At 67.1% G+C, this 16,475-nt stretch carries 18 protein-coding genes and 1 other RNA gene; 7 read left to right on the top strand and 12 right to left on the bottom strand.

Translation table 11 applies throughout. The annotated features are described in order from the left end of the window. Window position 1: 1 nt before the first annotated feature. The 3 genes from PFX98_RS20335 to PFX98_RS20325 form a co-directional block, all read right to left on the bottom strand. Window positions 2–448, bottom strand: coding sequence for a GatB/YqeY domain-containing protein (locus PFX98_RS20335; RefSeq protein WP_285232303.1), 447 nt, complete (start codon window positions 446–448; stop codon window positions 2–4). A 108-nt stretch (window positions 449–556) separates the two neighbouring features. Continuing rightward, complete coding sequence (gene rpsU, locus PFX98_RS20330) at window positions 557–769, bottom strand: 30S ribosomal protein S21 (RefSeq protein ID WP_012346814.1); 213 nt, start codon at window positions 767–769, stop codon at window positions 557–559. 204 nt (window positions 770–973) lie between these two features. After that, a complete protein-coding gene (locus tag PFX98_RS20325; protein WP_285232299.1) occupies window positions 974–2,185 on the bottom strand; it encodes a BaiN/RdsA family NAD(P)/FAD-dependent oxidoreductase in 1,212 nt (403 codons plus the stop codon). 324 nt (window positions 2,186–2,509) lie between these two features. Here PFX98_RS20325 and PFX98_RS20320 point away from each other — a divergent pair, with 324 nt between their 5' ends. Beyond that, the gene (locus PFX98_RS20320) at window positions 2,510–3,466 is read left to right on the top strand and encodes a GGDEF domain-containing protein (protein ID WP_285232298.1); all 957 of its coding nucleotides are present in this window, start codon (window positions 2,510–2,512) and stop codon (window positions 3,464–3,466) included. 19 nt (window positions 3,467–3,485) lie between these two features. Here the strand turns inward: PFX98_RS20320 and PFX98_RS20315 are convergent, their stop codons facing one another. From PFX98_RS20315 to nth, 6 genes are all read right to left on the bottom strand, one after another. Then, a complete protein-coding gene (locus PFX98_RS20315) occupies window positions 3,486–4,298 on the bottom strand; it encodes a sulfite exporter TauE/SafE family protein (RefSeq protein ID WP_285232297.1) in 813 nt (270 codons plus the stop codon). A gap of 2 nt (window positions 4,299–4,300) precedes the next feature. Further along, on the bottom strand, window positions 4,301–4,768 hold the full coding sequence (locus tag PFX98_RS20310; RefSeq protein WP_285232296.1) for an EVE domain-containing protein: 468 nt from the start codon (window positions 4,766–4,768) through the stop codon (window positions 4,301–4,303). 25 nt (window positions 4,769–4,793) lie between these two features. Then, window positions 4,794–4,976: non-coding RNA, 6S RNA (ssrS, locus tag PFX98_RS20305), on the bottom strand. Window positions 4,977–5,016: 40 nt separating this feature from the next. Then, complete coding sequence (locus PFX98_RS20300) at window positions 5,017–5,322, bottom strand: cell division protein ZapA (RefSeq protein ID WP_285232295.1); 306 nt, start codon at window positions 5,320–5,322, stop codon at window positions 5,017–5,019. Beyond that, on the bottom strand, window positions 5,319–5,537 hold the full coding sequence (zapB, locus tag PFX98_RS20295; RefSeq protein WP_285232294.1) for a cell division protein ZapB: 219 nt from the start codon (window positions 5,535–5,537) through the stop codon (window positions 5,319–5,321). The genes PFX98_RS20300 and zapB overlap by 4 nt, the downstream gene beginning before the upstream one ends. Before the next feature lie 24 nt (window positions 5,538–5,561). Then, complete coding sequence (gene nth, locus PFX98_RS20290) at window positions 5,562–6,221, bottom strand: endonuclease III (protein ID WP_425334631.1); 660 nt, start codon at window positions 6,219–6,221, stop codon at window positions 5,562–5,564. A gap of 94 nt (window positions 6,222–6,315) precedes the next feature. Between nth and PFX98_RS20285 the strand changes: the two genes are divergently transcribed. From PFX98_RS20285 to PFX98_RS20270, 4 genes are read left to right on the top strand one after another with little or no spacing between them, the layout of a single operon-like run. Beyond that, entirely contained in the window at window positions 6,316–7,758 is a 1,443-nt protein-coding gene (locus tag PFX98_RS20285; RefSeq protein WP_285232292.1) for an ArnT family glycosyltransferase, read from the top strand. Continuing rightward, window positions 7,755–8,759, top strand: coding sequence for a glycosyltransferase family 2 protein (locus PFX98_RS20280; protein ID WP_285232291.1), 1,005 nt, complete (start codon window positions 7,755–7,757; stop codon window positions 8,757–8,759). Before PFX98_RS20285 ends, PFX98_RS20280 begins: the two co-directional genes overlap by 4 nt. Continuing rightward, a complete protein-coding gene (locus tag PFX98_RS20275) occupies window positions 8,756–9,133 on the top strand; it encodes a GtrA family protein (RefSeq protein ID WP_285232290.1) in 378 nt (125 codons plus the stop codon). Before PFX98_RS20280 ends, PFX98_RS20275 begins: the two co-directional genes overlap by 4 nt. Further along, a complete protein-coding gene (locus PFX98_RS20270; protein WP_285232289.1) occupies window positions 9,130–9,921 on the top strand; it encodes a ChbG/HpnK family deacetylase in 792 nt (263 codons plus the stop codon). The genes PFX98_RS20275 and PFX98_RS20270 overlap by 4 nt, the downstream gene beginning before the upstream one ends. A gap of 6 nt (window positions 9,922–9,927) precedes the next feature. Here PFX98_RS20270 and rsxB read toward each other — a convergent pair whose 3' ends face one another. From rsxB to PFX98_RS20255, 3 genes are all read right to left on the bottom strand, one after another. Continuing rightward, window positions 9,928–10,602: an electron transport complex subunit RsxB gene (gene rsxB / locus PFX98_RS20265; protein WP_285232288.1), complete on the bottom strand. Its 675-nt coding sequence runs from the start codon at window positions 10,600–10,602 to the stop codon at window positions 9,928–9,930. After that, window positions 10,599–11,912 carry a polyhydroxyalkanoate depolymerase gene (locus tag PFX98_RS20260; protein ID WP_285232287.1) on the bottom strand — a complete coding sequence of 438 codons (1,314 nt, stop codon included), beginning with the start codon at window positions 11,910–11,912 and terminating at the stop codon, window positions 10,599–10,601. The genes rsxB and PFX98_RS20260 overlap by 4 nt, the downstream gene beginning before the upstream one ends. Before the next feature lie 199 nt (window positions 11,913–12,111). Then, a complete protein-coding gene (locus PFX98_RS20255) occupies window positions 12,112–13,314 on the bottom strand; it encodes an amino acid aminotransferase (protein ID WP_285232286.1) in 1,203 nt (400 codons plus the stop codon). 168 nt (window positions 13,315–13,482) lie between these two features. On the opposite strand from PFX98_RS20255, the gene uvrB reads away from it, so the two are divergent. Both uvrB and iscR read left to right on the top strand, forming a co-directional pair. After that, complete coding sequence (uvrB, locus tag PFX98_RS20250; protein ID WP_425334707.1) at window positions 13,483–15,582, top strand: excinuclease ABC subunit UvrB; 2,100 nt, start codon at window positions 13,483–13,485, stop codon at window positions 15,580–15,582. Between the two features lie 357 nt (window positions 15,583–15,939). Continuing rightward, the gene (gene iscR / locus PFX98_RS20245) at window positions 15,940–16,473 is read left to right on the top strand and encodes a Fe-S cluster assembly transcriptional regulator IscR (RefSeq protein ID WP_285232284.1); all 534 of its coding nucleotides are present in this window, start codon (window positions 15,940–15,942) and stop codon (window positions 16,471–16,473) included. Window positions 16,474–16,475 lie beyond the last annotated feature (2 nt).

Raw genomic sequence — 16,475 nt, 5'->3', positions numbered from 1 at the left:
TTCAGTTGCTGAGGGCTTGTTTGACGGCGGCCGAGACCAGGGACATGTCGGCCTTGCCGGCCAATTGTGCCTTCACCGCGCCCATCACCTTGCCCATGTCGCCGGGACCCTTGGCGCCCAGCTCGGCGACGATGGCGAGCACGGCGGCCTTGATTTCCTCCGCGCTCAGGCGCTGCGGCAGATAGGCTTCCAGCACCGGCAGTTCGGCGCTTTCCTTGTCGGCCAGATCCTGGCGGCCGGCGGCGCTGAACTGGCTGATCGAATCCTTGCGCTGCTTGATCAGCTTGTCGACGATGGCGATCAGGGCGGCATCATCCACCACCACGCGCTCGTCCACTTCCTTTTGCTTGACGGCGGCCAGCAGCATGCGGATGGTGGAGAGCTTGTCCATCTCCTTGGCACGCATGGCGGCCTTCATGTCTTCGGTAATGCGATCTTTCAGGCTCATCAGAATTCCTTGTTGGCTGTTCCAGAATGGAAAAAGCCCGCGGCAGCGTCCTGCGCGGGCTTGATCGGAGAGGCCGAGGCCTTTCCCGAAGCGACTAATCGAGACCGATCAGTACAGCTTCTTCGGCAGCTGCATGCTGCGCACGCGCTTGTAGTGGCGCTTGACGGCCGCAGCCTTCTTGCGCTTGCGCTCAGCCGTGGGCTTTTCGTAGAACTCGCGAGCACGCAGCTCGGTGAGCAAGCCCAGCTTTTCAATGGTGCGCTTGAAACGGCGCAGTGCCACATCAAACGGCTCGTTTTCTTTGACGCGAATCGTGGTCATGAAACAGTGGTTCCTTCAAGTTGCGCTCGGTGTTCGCCCGAAACGGCTGCAGCTTTTAAGGGCTTGAGCAGACCGCCTCTGAAGCGGGGTATCCGGATTCCGCTTCCGAATCGACGCGCAGGGTTTGCCAGCAAAGAGAGTGAGTATAGCCGGAATCAAAGGGGTTTGACAAATTGCGGCACGGTAAATGCTGCAAGGCCCCATTCAGCCCGCGCCGGAGGGCTCCATGGCCCTGGCGCAGGCGGCCGCGCTGGCCCAGGCCCATTGGAAGTTGTAGCCACCCAGCCAGCCGGTCACATCGACCACCTCGCCGATGAAGTGCAGGCCCGGCACGCGCTTGCTTTCCATGTTCTGCGAGTTGAGTTCGCGGGTGTCGACGCCGCCGCGCATCACCTCGGCCTTGCGCCATCCCTCGGTGCCGTCGGGCAGCAGGCGCCAGGCCTTGAGATGCTGGGCCAGGGTCTGCAGGTCCTTGTCCTTGCATTCCGGCATGGGCCGATTGGGGGCGATGGCAAGCCGGGCCAGCCAGGTCTGGGCCAGGCGGCTGGGCAGATGCTCCGCCAGCTCGTTGCCCAGCAGGCGCTTGGAGCTCTGTTTGGCGGCCTTCAGCAGCGCGGCCAGGTCGGCATCCGGGCGCAGGTCGAGTTCGAGCTCCTGCCCTTCGCGCCAGTAGCTGGAGATCTGCAGCATGGCCGGGCCGCTCAGGCCGCGATGCGTGAACAGCAGGTCCTCCAGGAAACGCGCCCTGGTCTTGCCCTGGCCCACGCTGACAGCCACGGGCAGGGACAGGCCCGAGAGTTCGGCGAAGGGCGCCCAGACCTGGGTGTCAAAGGTCAGCGGCACCAGCGCCGGGCGTGGCTCGACGATGGCGTGATCGAAGCGCTTGGCCAGCCGCAGACCCCAGTCGCTGGCGCCAATTTTGGGGATCGACAGCCCGCCGGTCGCCACCACCACGCGCCGGCTGCGCAAGGGGCCGGACGAGGTTTCGAGTTCGAAGCCGCCCGCCGCGGTGCGCAACTCGTGCACGGTGCAGGGCTGGCGCCGCTCCACCTGCCCCAACTCGCATTCGCGCAACAGCATCTGGATGATGCGTTCGCTGCTGTCGTCGCAGAACAGCTGGCCCTTGTGCTTCTCATGAAAGGTAATGCCATGCTTCTGCACCAGGGCGATGAAGTCCTGTGAGCTGTAGCGCGCCAACGCCGAGCGGCAGAAGGCCGGGTTCTCCGACAGGAAATTGGCTGGGCCGACGTCGCGGTTGGTGAAGTTGCAGCGGCCGCCGCCGGAGATGCGGATCTTCTCGGCGAGGCGGGGCGCATGATCGCTCAGGAGCACGCGCAGGCCGCGCTGGCCGGCGATGCCAGCGCAGAACAGGCCGGCAGCGCCGGCGCCGACCACGACGAGGTCAAAGTCTTGCATGGGAATGGGGTACTGCGCAGGGCGCACGGAGCAGGCCGGGAATGCCCCGGGGGAGGGCGGCCGAGTATACGGCTCGGGTTATATTGCCCGGCCGCACGGGCTTGTGCCGAAACTTCCACAAGCTAGGGGTTATGTGGGGTGGCCCCGATCCAGGCTATTGCTAGGCTGGTGGCAGCCCATCTACATTCGACGCATACCAACATGCAAGGCAGGCGCGCATCGCTCGCCACCTTGCTTCGACATTAGAAAAAAATGGACAACCAGTCGGCAGCCCCAGCAGGAGCAAAGCCCGAGAGGGAACGATTCGGTCAATGGCTGAGCAGCGTGGGCCTGGCCGATGCCGATGTGGCCGCCGCCTTGCTGGGCCTGGCCGAGCCGCACGGCAGCTTTGTGGCCGTCAAGTCGCTGGCCACCGGGCGCTATGTCTATGCCAGCCCCGGACTGGACGATTTGTTCGAGCGCACCGAATCCAGCATCGTCGGCAGTCTGGATACCGACCTGATGCGCAGCGACGAGGTGCAGGCGATGCGGCGGGTCGAGCAGGCGGCGATGGCGCAGCGCAGCGTCGTCGTCAGCGAGCACCGGCTGGAGTTGGCGGGCCGGCGCCGCGAGTTCTCCGTGACGCGCGCCGCGCTCGGCAGCGAGTTCGTGATGGCCTTGTGGGCGGAGCGCACCGAAGAGCGTCACCGTGAGTCGCATCTGCAGCGCGCGCTGGCGCAGATCGAGCAGCAGCAGAAGGCCATCGAGCAGCTGAGGCGCGAATTGCAGGCGGGGTCGGGCCGCGACGATGTCTCCGGGCTCTACCTGCGTGCGCAGTTCGACGATCAATTGCTGCGCGAAATCGACCTCTCCACGCGCGAGCATCGAGAGTTCGCGCTGGTGCTGATTGCCCTGGACCCGCTGCCGGCGGCGGCGCAATCGCTGGGCGCCGAGGCGCAGCAGCGCCTGCTGGAAGGCCTGGGGCGCATGCTGCGCGCCAACACCCGCGCCATGGATGCGGCCTGCCGCGTCGGCGAGCATCACTTCGCCGTGCTGCTCTCGGGCGTGGGGTTGGCAACGGCGCATGCGCGCATGGAGCAGCTGCGCAAGCAATGCACGGCGCAGATCGTGGTGCTGAACGGCCATGACCTGGGGCTGTCGCTGTCGATGGGTGTGGCCAGCTTCCCGCACACCGCCTCCAAGCAGGACGAGTTGCTGCATGCCAGCGAGGCTGCGGTGCACGAGGCGCAACGGCGCGGCGGCAATCAGGTGGTGCTGGCGTCGATTCCGTTCGGAACCTAATCGGCCAGCGCAGGCCGGCTCAGCGCAGCAGGCCCTTGTAGAGCATATAGGCCGCCAGCAGGTAGAGCAGCAGGGCGAAGGCGCGCTTGAGCTGCTGCACATTCATCGCGTGGGCGGCGCGCGCGCCCAGCGGCGCCATCAGCACGCTGGCACTCGCAATCACGGCCAGGGCCGGCGGGTACAGATAACCAAGTGCGCCGGGCAGGGCGGCTTGCAGCTGCCAGCCACCCAGCACATAGCCCAGGGTGTTGGCCAGCGCGATCGGAAAGCCCAGTGCCGCACTGGTGGCCACCGCGCTGTGCATGGCGACGTTGCACCAGGTCATGAAGGGCACCGAGACAAAGCCGCCACCGGCCCCGACCAAACCCGACAGCAGACCGATGCCGGCACCGGCACCCAACTGCCCGGCCGTACCGGGCATCTGCCGGCTGGGCGCCGGCTTCTTGTTGCGCAGCATCTGCGTGGCCGAAAAGCCGACGAAGGCCGCAAACACCAGTGCCAGAGCCTGCCCCTTGATGAGGGCGAAGATGCCCGCGCCGGCCAGCAGCCCGCCCAGCACGATGCCGGGCGCGAGGCCGCGCACCAGATCCCAGCGCACCGCGCCGCGCTTGTGGTGCGCGCGCACGCTGGACAGCGAGGTGAACATGATGGTGGCCATGGAGGTGGCGATGGCCATCTTCACCGCCATGCCGGCGTCGACGCCGCGCGCCGACAGGATGATGGTCAGGAAGGGCACCATCAGCATGCCGCCGCCGATGCCCAACAGGCCGGCCAGGAAGCCGGAGCAAAGTCCCAGACTCAGCAACTCGGCGAACAGCAAGGGATCCATCATGCTCAGGTCGGGCCTTCCAGCAGCTGCAGCACGCGTTGCCATTCCTCGGCCAGCACGGGCGTGATGGAGAGCCGGTTGCCCGCCTGCAGCACGCGCATGCCGGCCAGCTCGGGCCGCTCGCGCATCTCGGTGAGGCTCAGCAGGCGCGTCTTGCGTCGATACCGCACGTCCACATGCAGCCAGCGCGCTTGCTCGGGCTTGGACTTGGGGTCGTAGTAAGGGCTGGCGGGATCGAACTGGCTGGCATCCGGGTAGGCGGGGCTGGCCACTTCGGCCAACCCTGCGATGCCGGGTTGCGGGCAGGAGGAGTGGTAGAACAGCACGCCGTCGCCGATGCGCATGGCGTCGCGCATGAAGTTGCGGGCCTGGTAGTTGCGCACGCCGATCCAGGGCAGGCATTGGCCGGGCGCGCTTGCGAGATCATCGATCGAGCACTCGTCGGGCTCGGACTTCATCAGCCAGTAGTTCAAGGCACGATCGGGGAGGGTGGGTAAGAAGGTGTCCACCGCGAGCCGTGAGCCGCATTCCTGAACCCAGGGATTCAGGTGGGCGAGGTCAGCAGGACTTCGGGTTCATCTGACGCGAGACGATCACACCAGCCGAGCAATGTTCCAAGCCCTTGCTCAGAGAGCATCGGTTCAAGGAAATATAGAACTCACGCGAACGCAGCGGACAGCTGGATTCTAAGGCCGGCCCGATGCCCGCGCGCGCCGTAGGCTCAGAGTAATTGGCCGTCCTGCGCCAGCGCTTCATCGAGGCGGCGCATCAAGGCCTCCAGCTCCGGGGCATCCACCGCTGCACCGGTCTTGGCAGCGGGTTTGCTGGGGGCTTCGGCGAGCTGATAGGCGAGGTTGAGCGCCGCCAACACCGCGATGCGCTCGCGCGCCTTGACGCGACCGGCGTCGCGGATGGCGCACATCTCCTTGTCGACCTGGGCCACGGCCTTGGTCAGCGCGGCCTCACCGCCATCCGGGCAGCCCAGCAAATAGCTCTGGCCCATGATGGTGACTTCCATTTGCTTCATGGGGTGTTCTTTCCGGTTTCGGAGGATTCCAGCGGCAGTCGGTCCAGCAGCGCATCAATGCGCGCGCGCGCGGCATGCAGGCGCGAACGCAGGCTGTCGCGCTCCTGGCTGAGCGCTTGCACCTGCTCTTCGAGCAAGGCATTGGTGCGCGTCAGTTCTTCATGGCGCAACAGCAGTCGCTCCACCCGGTCAACGAGGTCGGTGATGCTAGGCATGGCTTCCTGTGGTGATTCAGACGCCTACTGGGCGGCCGCCATTGTAGGGTGGGGCTTGGCAGCGGCCGCGAGCTGGCGCCCGTGGTCGCAATCGCTCGCCACCTGGCATTGCCCGCACAGCGGCTTGCGCGCCTGGCAGACATAGCGTCCATGCAGGATCAGCCAGTGGTGCGCGTCCACCATGAAGGCCGGTGGAATGCGTTCGAGCAGGCCCAGTTCCACCGCCAGCGGTGTCTTGCCCGGCGCCAGGCCGGTGCGGTTGGCGACGCGGAAGATATGCGTGTCCACCGCCATGGTGGCCTCGCCAAAGGCGACGTTGAGCACCACGTTGGCGGTCTTGCGGCCCACGCCGGGCAGAGCCTCCAGCGCCTCGCGCGTGCGCGGCACCCGGCCGCCATGCTGGCTCAGCAGGATCTGGCAGGTGGCGATCAGATTCTTGGCCTTGGTGCGGTACAGGCCGATGGTGCGGATGTACTCGCTCAGACCCTGCTCGCCCAGCGCCAGCATCTTGGCCGGCGTGTTGGCCACCACGAACAGCCGGCGCGTGGCCTTGTTCACGCCCACATCGGTGGCCTGGGCCGACAGCAGCACCGCCGCCAGCAGCTCGAACACGCTGGCGTACTCCAGCTCGGTCTGTGGCGCGGGGTTGGCGCGCTGCAGCGTTTCGAAGAAGTGCTGAATCATTTGCGAGTTCATGCGTGAATTGTCGCTGCTGCGCCGCGCGCCTCAAGGAGAATGCGGCACCTGCTTCGGCGCTTCATTGCTTCGCCCCGCTTCGATGACCAAACCGCTTCCTCACGTTGCTGCCACCCGGGTCTGGTGGCTGGTGCTTGCCGCCGCCCTGCTGCTGCGCCTGTCCAGCCTGCCGCTGGCGGTGCTGACCGACCATACCGAGGCGCGCTACGCCGAGATCGCGCGCCTGATGGTGGTGCTGCAGGACTGGGTCAGCCCGCACATCACGCCCAGCGAGGTGTTCTGGGCCAAGCCGCCGCTGTCGACCTGGAGCCAGGCCCTGCTGATGGAGCTGTTCGGCGCCCACGCCTGGCCCGGACGTCTGGCTGCGCTGCTGTGGGCGCTGCTGGCCCTGTGGAGCATGCACTGGATGCTCAAGGGCAGTGTGTCGGCGCTGCAGCGCGCGGCCATGCTGACGGGGCTGATGCTGAGCCCGCTGTTCTTCCTGTGCGCCGGTGCGGTGATGACGGACGCCACTCTGGGCGCCACCGTGCTGCTGGTGCAGGCCGCCTGGTGGCGGGTGCTCAAGGACGAGGGCGCGGGGCGCCGCCGTGCCGCGCGCGTGCTGGCGCTGGGTCTGGGCCTGGCGCTGCTGACCAAGGGGCCGGCCGCGGCCGTGCTGGCGCTGCTGCCCATCCTCATGCATGCGGGCTGGCGACGGCACTGGCGCCTGGTCTGGGCCGTGATGCGCGACCCCTGGGTGTGGCTGATCTGGATGGCGGTGGCCTTGCCCTGGTTCGTCATCGCCGAGCTCAAGACGCCCGGCTTCCTGCAGTACTTCGTGCTGGGCGAGCATGTGATGCGCTTCCTGCAGCCGGGCTGGAAGGGCGACCGCTATGGCTTCGCCCACGCCCAGCCGCTGGGCATGATCTGGCTCTTCACTCTCGTCGCCGCCTTGCCCTGGGTGCTGCTGGCGCTGGCGCGCCTGCCCTGGCTGCGCTGGCGCGAGGGCCGCGGCGCGGTCGGGCGGCAACTGCGCAGCCAGCTCGAGCCCGAGCTGATCAGCTATGCCGCCTGCCTGCTGCTCGCACCGCTGCTGGTCTTCACGGGCGCACGCAACATCATCGCCACCTATGCGCTGACGGCCATGCCGGGCCTGGTGATCCTGGCGCTGGGCCTGTTGCCCGAGGCCAGCCTGGCGGGGCGCCGCCTGCGCGTCTATGTGCTGCTGGTGCTGGCGCTGACGGCCTGGGCCTATCTCTACAAATTGCCGCAGGCGGTGCAGCGCAATTCCGACCAGGGGCTGATCGCCGCCTACGAGAGGGCCTGTGCGGGCCAGCGCTGTGCGTTGCGCTACCAGGCCAAGCCTCCCTACTCGGCCTACTTCTACACCGCCGGACGCCTGTACGAGGGCATGCCGGGCGAGCCCGGTGCGCCCGCCTTCGCGGTCCTGCCGCGCGCGGAGGTGCCCGCCGACCGGGCACTGGCTTGCAACAAGGACGCCTGTCTCGTGGCCGAGCCGGCTCTGTCGCACAATTCAGCCCGATGAGTTCCTTGCCCCAGACCCTTCAGCCCGCTGCTGCACCGCGGCTGCGACCTGCCCTGCTGTCGGTGGTGCTGCCGGCCTACAACGAGGCCGCCAACCTGGCCTGGCTGCTGCCGGAACTGCAGGCGCGCCTGAGCGCGCAGGCGGATCGGTTGGAGCTGCTGGTGGTGGACGATGGCAGCCGCGACGACACCGTGCTGGTGGTGCAGGGCCTGATCCATGCGGGCCTGCCGGTGCGCTTGCTGCGCCTCTCGCGCAACTTCGGCAAGGAGGCGGCGCTCACCGCCGGCCTCGATGCCGCCGAGGGCCAGGTGGTCGTCAGCATGGACTCCGACGGTCAGCATCCGATCGTCTGCGTGCTGGAGATGCTGCAGAGCTGGCGCGCCGGTTTCGACGTCGTCTACGGCGTGCAGACCGGGCGGCGCGCCTCGCAGTCCTGGGCGCGGCGCAGCTACACGCGCGTGTTCTATTGGCTGATGCAAAAGGGCTCGCGCTTCGAACTGCCGGCCGACGCGGGTGACTTCCGCCTGCTGGATCGTGCCGTGGTGCTGGCCCTGCGCCAGTTGCCAGAGCGCGCGCGCTACATGAAGGGCCTGTTCGCCTGGGTGGGCTTCAAGGCCCAGGCAATCCCCTTCGTGCCGGAGGAGCGTGCCCATGGCGAGAGCCATTTCCGCTTCATGCGGCTGCTGTCGCTGGCGGTGACCGGCATCACCGCCTTCAGCAAGGTGCCGCTGCGCCTGGTGTCGGCGCTGGGCATCATGGTGTCGGTGGCCTCGGTGGTGTTTGGCCTCTGGATCGTGTTCGAGAAGCTCTTCCTGGGCAACGACATCTCGGGTTTTGCCACGCTGGCGGCGTCCATCACCTTCCTGGCCGGCGTGCAGCTGCTGTGCCTGGGCATCATCGCCGAGTACCTGGGCCGGGTGTTCGACGAAGTCAAGCGCCGCCCGCTCTATGTGACGCAAGACCTGACCCCGCCGCTGGCCGGCCGGGACGGCGAACCGTGAGGTCACTGCTGTGGTTCGGCGCCGTGGGGGCGAGTGCCGCCGCGGTGCACTTCGGCGTGGTGGTACTGGCGGTGAAGCTGCTGGACCTGGCGCCCCTGCTGGCCAATGTGCTGGGCTTCATGCTGGCCTTTTGCGTCAGCTTCGTCGGCCATCACCGGCTCAGCTTCGCGGCCCAGCAGGCGAGCGGCCGCCAGGCCCTGCCGCGCTTTGCGCTGGTGGCGCTGCTTGGCTTTGCCAGCAATGAGCTGATGTACGCCGTCCTGCTCGGCCTGGGCGTGGAGTACCGCCTCGCGCTGTTCCTGGTGCTGCTGGCGGTGGCGGCGATGACCTGGCTGCTGAGCCGGCATTGGGCCTTCAAGCGGCGGGCGGCATGAAGCGGGTGCAGATTTGTGCCGACGACTACGGCTTCGACGCCGCCGTCAGCCAGGGCATCCTCGACGGCATCGACGCCGGCCGCCTTAGCGCCACCAGCTGCATGGTGCTGTCGCCCGCCTGGGCGCAATGGGCACCGGCCTTGCGCGAACGTGCCGGCGCGGCCGATGTCGGCCTGCACCTGGACGTGAACGAGTTCGCCGGCTACGCCAGGCGCAGCCTGTCGGGCTGGATCGCGGCCGCCTATCTGGGCGCGATTGCGCGCCGCGATGCTGACGCCTGGGTGGCCAGCCAGCTGGACGCCTTCGAGGCCACGCTGGGCCGGGCGCCCGACTATCTGGATGGTCACCAGCACGTGCATCAGTTGCCGGTGCTGCGCGAGGCCGTGGTGGCGGCGCTGGCGCGCCGCTATGGCCGGGGCTGCGCGTTGCGCAACACGCGTGCGCGGCGCTGGCGCGGCCCCAAGGCGGCGGTGATCGCGGCCCTGGGCGCGGGCCGCTTGCAAGGCCTGGCGCAGGCGCAGGGCCTGGCGATGAACCGCGACTTCGCCGGTGTCTACGACTTCGGCCCCGAGGCGCGGTTCGGTGAACTGGTGGCGGCTTGGCTGGCCGGCCTGCCCGACGGCGGCCTGTTGATGACCCACCCGGGCCGGGCCGGCGGCACCGAAACCCGTGCCGATCCGATCCGTGCGGCGCGCGTGCGCGAGCATGCCTTCTGGCTCAGCACCGAGGCCGGCGAGCTGCTGGCACGGCAGGGGGTGCAGCTGGGCCTGTGTGCCGACTGGCGCTAGGCGGCGCTAAACGCCACGCTTGGCGCGCGCGCGCGCCAGTGCGGCCTCGATCACGCTGCGCTTCTTGTCGAGTTCGGATGGATCGCTGAGCTTGCTGATCTCTGCCAGGTGCGCGAGCTTGTGCTCGGCCTTGGCCTGCAGGCGTGCGTCGTTTTCCTGCTTGTCGCGCACCACGCGCAGCTGGTGAAACTGGTAGCGCTCACGCGCCTCTAGCGCCTGCGGCTGGCTCCAGGCGTCCCAGCCACTACGGCCGGTGCTGGCATCCACCAGCGCGATGCAGTCCACCGGACAGGCCGGGATGCAGAGCTCACAGCCGGTGCATTGCGCGTCCACGATCACATGCATCTGCTTGGGCGCACCGACGATGCAATCGACCGGGCAGGCCTTGATGCAAAGGGTGCAGCCGATGCACCAGGCTTCGTCGATCACCGCCAGCGTGCGCGGCCCCTCCACACCATGCGAGGCGCTCAGTGGCAGCGCCGGGCGGCCGGTGATCTCGGCCAGGCGCGCGACGCCCTCGGCGCCGCCGGGCGGGCATTGATTGAGGCCCGCCGCGCCGCCGGCCACCGCGGCCGCATAGCTGCGGCAGTCCGGGTAGCCGCAGCGCGTGCACTGGGTCTGGGGCAGGGCCTGATCAATGCGTTGGGTCAGGTCCTCAAGAGGCGTCAGCGCTGCAATCAAGCCGTCGTCTTACTCTTGCTGCGCGGCTTGCGCACTTTGCTGCCATCGGCATGGGCCGGGCGCTCGGCCGCGTGGTTGTACTTGAGGATGAAGTCGCGCACCACCGGATAGACCTTCTCGCGCCAGCGGCGGCCCGAGAAGATGCCGTAATGGCCGGCGCCGATGGCGTCGTAATGGTATTGATGCGCGGTGGGGATGCCGCTGCACAGCTCGTGGGCGGCACGGGTCTGGCCGGCGCCGGAGATGTCGTCCAGCTCGCCTTCCACGGTCAAGAGGGCGGTGCCCTGGATGTCCTGCGGGCGCACCAGCTGGCCATCGACCTCCCAGGTGCCGTTCACCAGTGCGAAGTCCTGGAACACCGTCTTGATGGTGTCGAGGTAGTACTCGGCCGGCATGTCGAGCACGGCGTTGTACTCGTCGTAGAACTGGCGGTGCGATTCGGCGCTGTCATCGTCGCCGCGCACCAGGTCCAGGAAGTAGTCGTAGTGCGAGCTGAGGTGGCGGTCGGGGTTCATCGCCACGAAGCCGGTGTGCTGCAGAAAGCCCGGGTAGACGGCACGGCCGGCGCCCGGGAAATTGGTGGGCACGCGGTAGATGACGTTGTTCTCGAACCAGCTGTGGCTGCGGTTCATCGCGAGGTTGTTCACCGCCGTGGGGCTGCGGCGCGCGTCGATGGGGCCGCCCATCATGGTCATGGAGCGCGGCGTGATCTCGCCATTCGAGGCCATCAACGAAATCGCCGCCAGCACCGGCACCGTGGGCTGGCAGACCGAGATCACATGCACATCGGGGCCGACGTGGCGGATGAACTCCTGCACATAGGCGATGTAGTCGTCCAGGTGGAAGGGGCCGGCCTCCAGCGGCACCATGCGGGCGTCGGTCCAGTCGGTGATGAAGACCTTGTGGTCCTTCAGCAACTGCTTGACGGTGTCGCGCAGCAGGGTGCTGTGATGGCCGGACAGCGGCGCGATCACCAGCACGGTGGGCTGCTCCTTCATCTTGGCCAGCACCTGCAGGTTGTCGGTGTAGCGCTTGAAGCGCAGCAGCCGGCAGAAGGGCTTGGTGATGGGCACCAGCTCCTGTACCGCGACCTCGACGCCGTCCACATCCACGCCGCGGATGCCGAACTCGGGCTTCTCGTACTCCTTGGCCAGGCGATGCATCAAGTCCAGGCCGGCCGACACGCGTTGCGCCAGCGGCGTGTGCGTGAAGGGCGAAAGCGGGTGGCTGTAGAGCTTGGCCGAGGCACTGGCGAACTCCGCGAAGGGGCTCATCAGCGCGCGTTGGGTTTCATAGAGCTGGTACAGCATGGCGGACCTCTTGGTTCAGGAACTGGGCTGCTAGTTCGCTGCGAGTGGCAGCGGCTTGCTCATTTGTGCATTGCAGCATTCTACGAGCCCAGACTGACTCCTGCCTTGTGTCAATTACCTATGAATCCCCGAAATAGTGCGCACAGCGCCGGTAATTACCCGGCGCTGCTGTCGCGCAAGGGACAAATCAGCCCGCCAATCAGCCGGCGATGACGGCGGCCATGGCGGCCGCCACGGCCTTGAGGTTCTTGCCGTTCAGCGCCGCCACGCAGATGCGGCCGGAGTCCACGCCATAGATGCCGAACTCGCTGCGCAGGCGCTGCATCTGGGCGGCGTTCAGGCCCGAGTAGCTGAACATGCCCTTCTGGCGCGTCACGAAGCTCAGATCCTGGCTCACGCCGGCGGCCTTCAACTCGGCCACCAGGGCCTGGCGCATCTCGCGGATGCGCAGGCGCATGCCGGCCAGTTCCTCTTCCCACATGGCGCGCAGGGCGGGGGTGGACAGCACCATGGCCACCACCTGGGCGCCATGGGTGGGCGGGTTGGAGTAGTTTGTGCGGATGACGATCTTGAGTTGGCTCAGCACGCGCTTGGCCTCCTCGGGCGAGACGCACACCACGCTCAGCGCGCCGACGCGCTCGCCGTAGAGCGAGAAGCTCTTGGAGAAGCTGGTGGAGACGAAGAAGTCCAGGCCGGCGGCCAGGAACTGCTGCACCACCGCGCCGTCCTCGGCGATGCCTTCGCCAAAGCCCTGGTAGGCCATGTCCAGGAAGGCCACCAGGCCGCGCGCCTTCACCACCTCGACGACCTGGGCCCATTGCTCGGCGCTGAGGTCGTAGCCGGTGGGGTTGTGGCAGCAGGCGTGCAGCACGACGATGGTGCCGGGTGCGGCGGCCTGCAGCGTGGCCAGCATGCCGGCGACATGGATGCCGCGCTGCTCGGCGTCGTAATAGGGGTAGGTCGAGACCTTGAAGCCGGCGTTGGTGAACAGCGCGCGGTGGTTCTCCCAGCTCGGGTCGGAGATCAGCACCTGGGCATCGGGGCTCAGGCGCTTGAGGAAGTCGGCGCCGATCTTCAGGCCACCGGTGCCGCCCAGGGCCTGCACGGTGGCCACGCGGGCCTCGCGCACCGCGGCGCTGTCGGCGCCGAACACCAGGCCCTGCACCGCCTGGTCATAGGCGGCGATGCCGTCGATGGGCAGATAGCCGCGCGCCTTGGGGGCGGCCTGCATCTGCGCCTCGGCCTCGGCCACGCAGCGCAGCAGGGGCAGCTTGCCGTTCTCGTCGTAATACACGCCGACGCCCAGGTTCACCTTGGCGGGATTGGTGTCGGCATTGAATTGCTCGTTCAGACCCAGGATGGGGTCGCGGGGGGCCATTTCGACGGCGGCAAACAAGGACATGGGCGTCTTTCCTGACAGGACGGTGGCAAGAGCGGGAGGGAGTGGCGCCGGCGAGCCAGCGCCGGCTGCGCTACGCTGTCGGGTTCGCAGCCCGCGACAGCGCCGCCATTTTAGGCGGGGACGCGGGCCGATCTCAGGGAATCCCCCATGCCAGATGCACCTGCCGTGATGCCTATTGCCGAGGAAGACACCAACGCCCCGAAGGGCGAGTTCGTCTCTTTCGAAGGCTCGCCGTTCCAGCTTTTCCAGCCCTTTCCGCCGGCGGGCGACCAGCCGACCGCGATCGCGCAGCTGGTGGAGGGCATCAACGATGGCCTCAGCTACCAGACCCTGCTGGGCGTGACCGGCTCGGGCAAGACCTTCACGATGGCCAATGTGATCGCGCGCCTGGGGCGGCCTGCCATCATCTTTGCGCCCAACAAGACTCTGGCGGCGCAGCTCTACAGCGAGTTCCGCGACTTCTTTCCCAAGAACGCGGTGGAGTATTTCGTCAGCTACTACGACTACTACCAGCCCGAGGCCTATGTGCCGCAGCGCGATCTCTTCATCGAGAAGGACAGCGCCATCAACGAGCAGATCGAGCAGTTGCGCCTGTCCTGCACCAAGAGCCTGATGGAGCGGCGCGACGTGGTGATCGTGGCGTCGGTGTCGGCCATCTACGGCATCGGCAACCCGGCCGACTATCACCAGATGGTGATGACGCTGCGCGTGGGCGACAAGATGGGCCAGCGCGATGTGATCGCCCAGCTGATACGCATGCAGTACCAGCGCAACGAGATGGAGTTCGTGCGCGGGCATTTCCGCGTGCGGGGCGACACCATCGACGTGTTCCCGGCCGAGCATTCGGAGCTGGCCCTGCGCATCGAGCTGTTCGACGACGAGGTCGAGGCCCTGCAGCTGTTCGACCCGCTTACCGGCCAGATCCGCCAGAAGATCCCGCGCTTCACCGTCTACCCTAGCAGCCATTACGTCACGCCGCGCGATCGCGTGCTGGCCGCGATGGACACCATCAAGGCCGAGCTGCGCGAGCGCGTCGGCCAGTTCGTGGCCGAGGGCAAGCTGGTGGAGGCGCAGCGCGTCGAGCAGCGCACCCGCTTCGACCTGGAGATGCTGCAGGAGGTGGGGCATTGCAAGGGCATCGAGAACTACACCCGCCATCTCTCCGGGGCCGCGCCGGGCGAGCCGCCGCCGACCCTGGTGGACTATCTGCCGCCAGATGCGCTGATGTTCCTGGACGAGAGCCATGTGCTGATTGGCCAGTTCGGCGGCATGTACAACGGCGACCGGGCGCGCAAGACCACGCTGGTGGAATATGGCTTTCGCCTGCCCTCGGCGCTGGACAACCGGCCGCTCAAGTTCGAGGAGTTCGAGCGCAAGATGCGCCAGGCGGTGTTTGTCTCGGCCACGCCGGCCGCCTACGAGCAGCAGAACTCGGGGCAGGTGGTGGAGCAGGTGGTGCGGCCCACCGGCCTGGTGGATCCGACGGTGGAGGTGCGGCCTGCGACCCACCAGGTGGACGACGTGCTGCAGGAGATCCACGAGCGCGTGAAGGTGAACGAGCGCGTGCTCATCACCACGCTGACCAAGCGCATGGCCGAACAGCTCACCGACTATCTGAGCGACAACGGCGTCAAGGTGCGCTATCTGCACTCGGACGTGGACACGGTGGAGCGTGTGGAGATCCTGCGCGACCTGCGCCTGGGGGTGTTCGATGTGCTGGTGGGCATCAACCTGCTGCGCGAAGGCCTGGACATCCCCGAGGTCTCGCTGGTGGCGATCCTGGATGCCGACAAGGAAGGCTTTCTGCGCGCCGAGCGCAGCCTGATCCAGACCATAGGCCGGGCCGCGCGCAACCTGAACGGCAAGGCCATCCTCTATGCGGACCGCATGACTGAGTCGATGAAGAAGGCGATCGGCGAGACCGAGCGGCGCCGCGCCAAGCAGGTGGCCTTCAATCTGGAGCATGGCATCACGCCGCGCGGCGTCAACAAACGCATCCGCGATCTGATCGACGGTGTCTATTCCGACAAGCCGGGTCGCGACGACCAGAAGCTGATCCACGCCGCCGAGGTGGAAGTGCTGTCGGAGAAGGACCTCAGCAAGCGCATCACCCAGCTCGAGAAGCAGATGCTGGAGCATGCGCGCAACCTGGAGTTCGAAAAGGCGGCACGCATCCGCGACCAGCTGGCCGAGTTGCGCGAGCAGGCCTTTGGCGCGGCCGTGCACGACAACATCGTGCCGATCAGCGCCTTCAAGCCAGGCAAGTGAGGCGCGCTGGCGCGCGGCTGCGACCTGTCGGCACGGCGGGCGCTACAGCCCAGGGTGCTTGATTTCGATCACTTCGATCTCATCTACGCGATGCAAGCTGGCCCTGTTCCTGGGCGCAGCGGACTGCGCGCCGCTGGCGCAAGCGCTGCGACAGCGGCTACGCAAGACCTGACACCAGCAGGGCCTTGCGCCGCGCGGGACGCGTGCCAAGCAAGCTTGGCGATAATTGAGTAAAATGCTCGGACATAGGCGAGGGTAAACCCAGGCTGTCGATGACTTGCATTGAGCAAGCAGGGTTTTCCAGTGTTCGTTTAGTTCGTGCTGGCTCAGGGCCCCTCGAGGCCGAAGGAGAATTCCATGCGTTTGACCACCAAAGGGCGTTTCGCCGTCACGGCCATGATCGATCTGGCGCTGCGTGAAAACAGCGGCCCGGTGGCCCTGGCCGCCATCAGTCAGCGCCAGCAGATCTCCCTGTCCTATCTGGAACAGCTGTTCGGCAAGTTGCGCCGCCATGAGCTGGTGGAGAGTACGCGCGGCCCGGGCGGCGGTTATTCGCTGGGGCGCAAGTCCGAGAACATCACGGTGGCCGACATCATCGTGGCGGTGGATGAGCCCATCGACGCCACCGGCTGCGGTGGCAAGGAAAACTGCATGGGCGAGGACACCGGCCGCTGCATCACGCACGAACTCTGGACCAGCCTGAACGCCAAGATGATCGAGTATCTGGACTCCGTGTCGCTGCGCAAGCTGGTGGAAGACCAGCTCGCCAAGGGCGTCACGATCGAGGAGGCGCCGATCAAGCGTGCGATCTCCTCGACCCCCGTCGTCAAACCCATCCGTATCACCGCGCCGAACTCGGTGTTCGCGCTCGGCAACGCCTTCAACAAGTAAAC

This window comes from Paucibacter sediminis, assembly GCF_030254645.1.
GTDB classification, from domain to species: domain Bacteria; phylum Pseudomonadota; class Gammaproteobacteria; order Burkholderiales; family Burkholderiaceae_C; genus Paucibacter_B; species Paucibacter_B sediminis.
The sequence above is the reverse complement of the archived record's forward strand: the minus strand, read 5'-3'. Positions and strand labels throughout refer to the sequence as shown.

What these genes read in the sequence shown, in the direction of transcription:
- nth (WP_425334631.1), bottom strand. Translation starts at nt 6,221, where the DNA reads ATGATTCAGCACTTCTTCGAAACGCTGCAGCGCGCCAACCCCGCGCCA.
- PFX98_RS20255 (WP_285232286.1), bottom strand. Translation starts at nt 13,314, where the DNA reads ATGTCCTTGTTTGCCGCCGTCGAAATGGCCCCCCGCGACCCCATCCTG.
- PFX98_RS20335 (WP_285232303.1), bottom strand. Translation starts at nt 448, where the DNA reads ATGAGCCTGAAAGATCGCATTACCGAAGACATGAAGGCCGCCATGCGT.
- PFX98_RS20300 (WP_285232295.1), bottom strand. Translation starts at nt 5,322, where the DNA reads ATGAAGCAAATGGAAGTCACCATCATGGGCCAGAGCTATTTGCTGGGC.
- PFX98_RS20285 (WP_285232292.1), top strand. Translation starts at nt 6,316, where the DNA reads ATGACCAAACCGCTTCCTCACGTTGCTGCCACCCGGGTCTGGTGGCTG.
- rpsU (WP_012346814.1), bottom strand. Translation starts at nt 769, where the DNA reads ATGACCACGATTCGCGTCAAAGAAAACGAGCCGTTTGATGTGGCACTG.
- PFX98_RS20270 (WP_285232289.1), top strand. Translation starts at nt 9,130, where the DNA reads ATGAAGCGGGTGCAGATTTGTGCCGACGACTACGGCTTCGACGCCGCC.
- zapB (WP_285232294.1), bottom strand. Translation starts at nt 5,537, where the DNA reads ATGCCTAGCATCACCGACCTCGTTGACCGGGTGGAGCGACTGCTGTTG.
- PFX98_RS20315 (WP_285232297.1), bottom strand. Translation starts at nt 4,298, where the DNA reads ATGATGGATCCCTTGCTGTTCGCCGAGTTGCTGAGTCTGGGACTTTGC.
- iscR (WP_285232284.1), top strand. Translation starts at nt 15,940, where the DNA reads ATGCGTTTGACCACCAAAGGGCGTTTCGCCGTCACGGCCATGATCGAT.
- PFX98_RS20280 (WP_285232291.1), top strand. Translation starts at nt 7,755, where the DNA reads ATGAGTTCCTTGCCCCAGACCCTTCAGCCCGCTGCTGCACCGCGGCTG.
- PFX98_RS20260 (WP_285232287.1), bottom strand. Translation starts at nt 11,912, where the DNA reads ATGCTGTACCAGCTCTATGAAACCCAACGCGCGCTGATGAGCCCCTTC.
- uvrB (WP_425334707.1), top strand. Translation starts at nt 13,483, where the DNA reads ATGCCTATTGCCGAGGAAGACACCAACGCCCCGAAGGGCGAGTTCGTC.
- PFX98_RS20325 (WP_285232299.1), bottom strand. Translation starts at nt 2,185, where the DNA reads ATGCAAGACTTTGACCTCGTCGTGGTCGGCGCCGGCGCTGCCGGCCTG.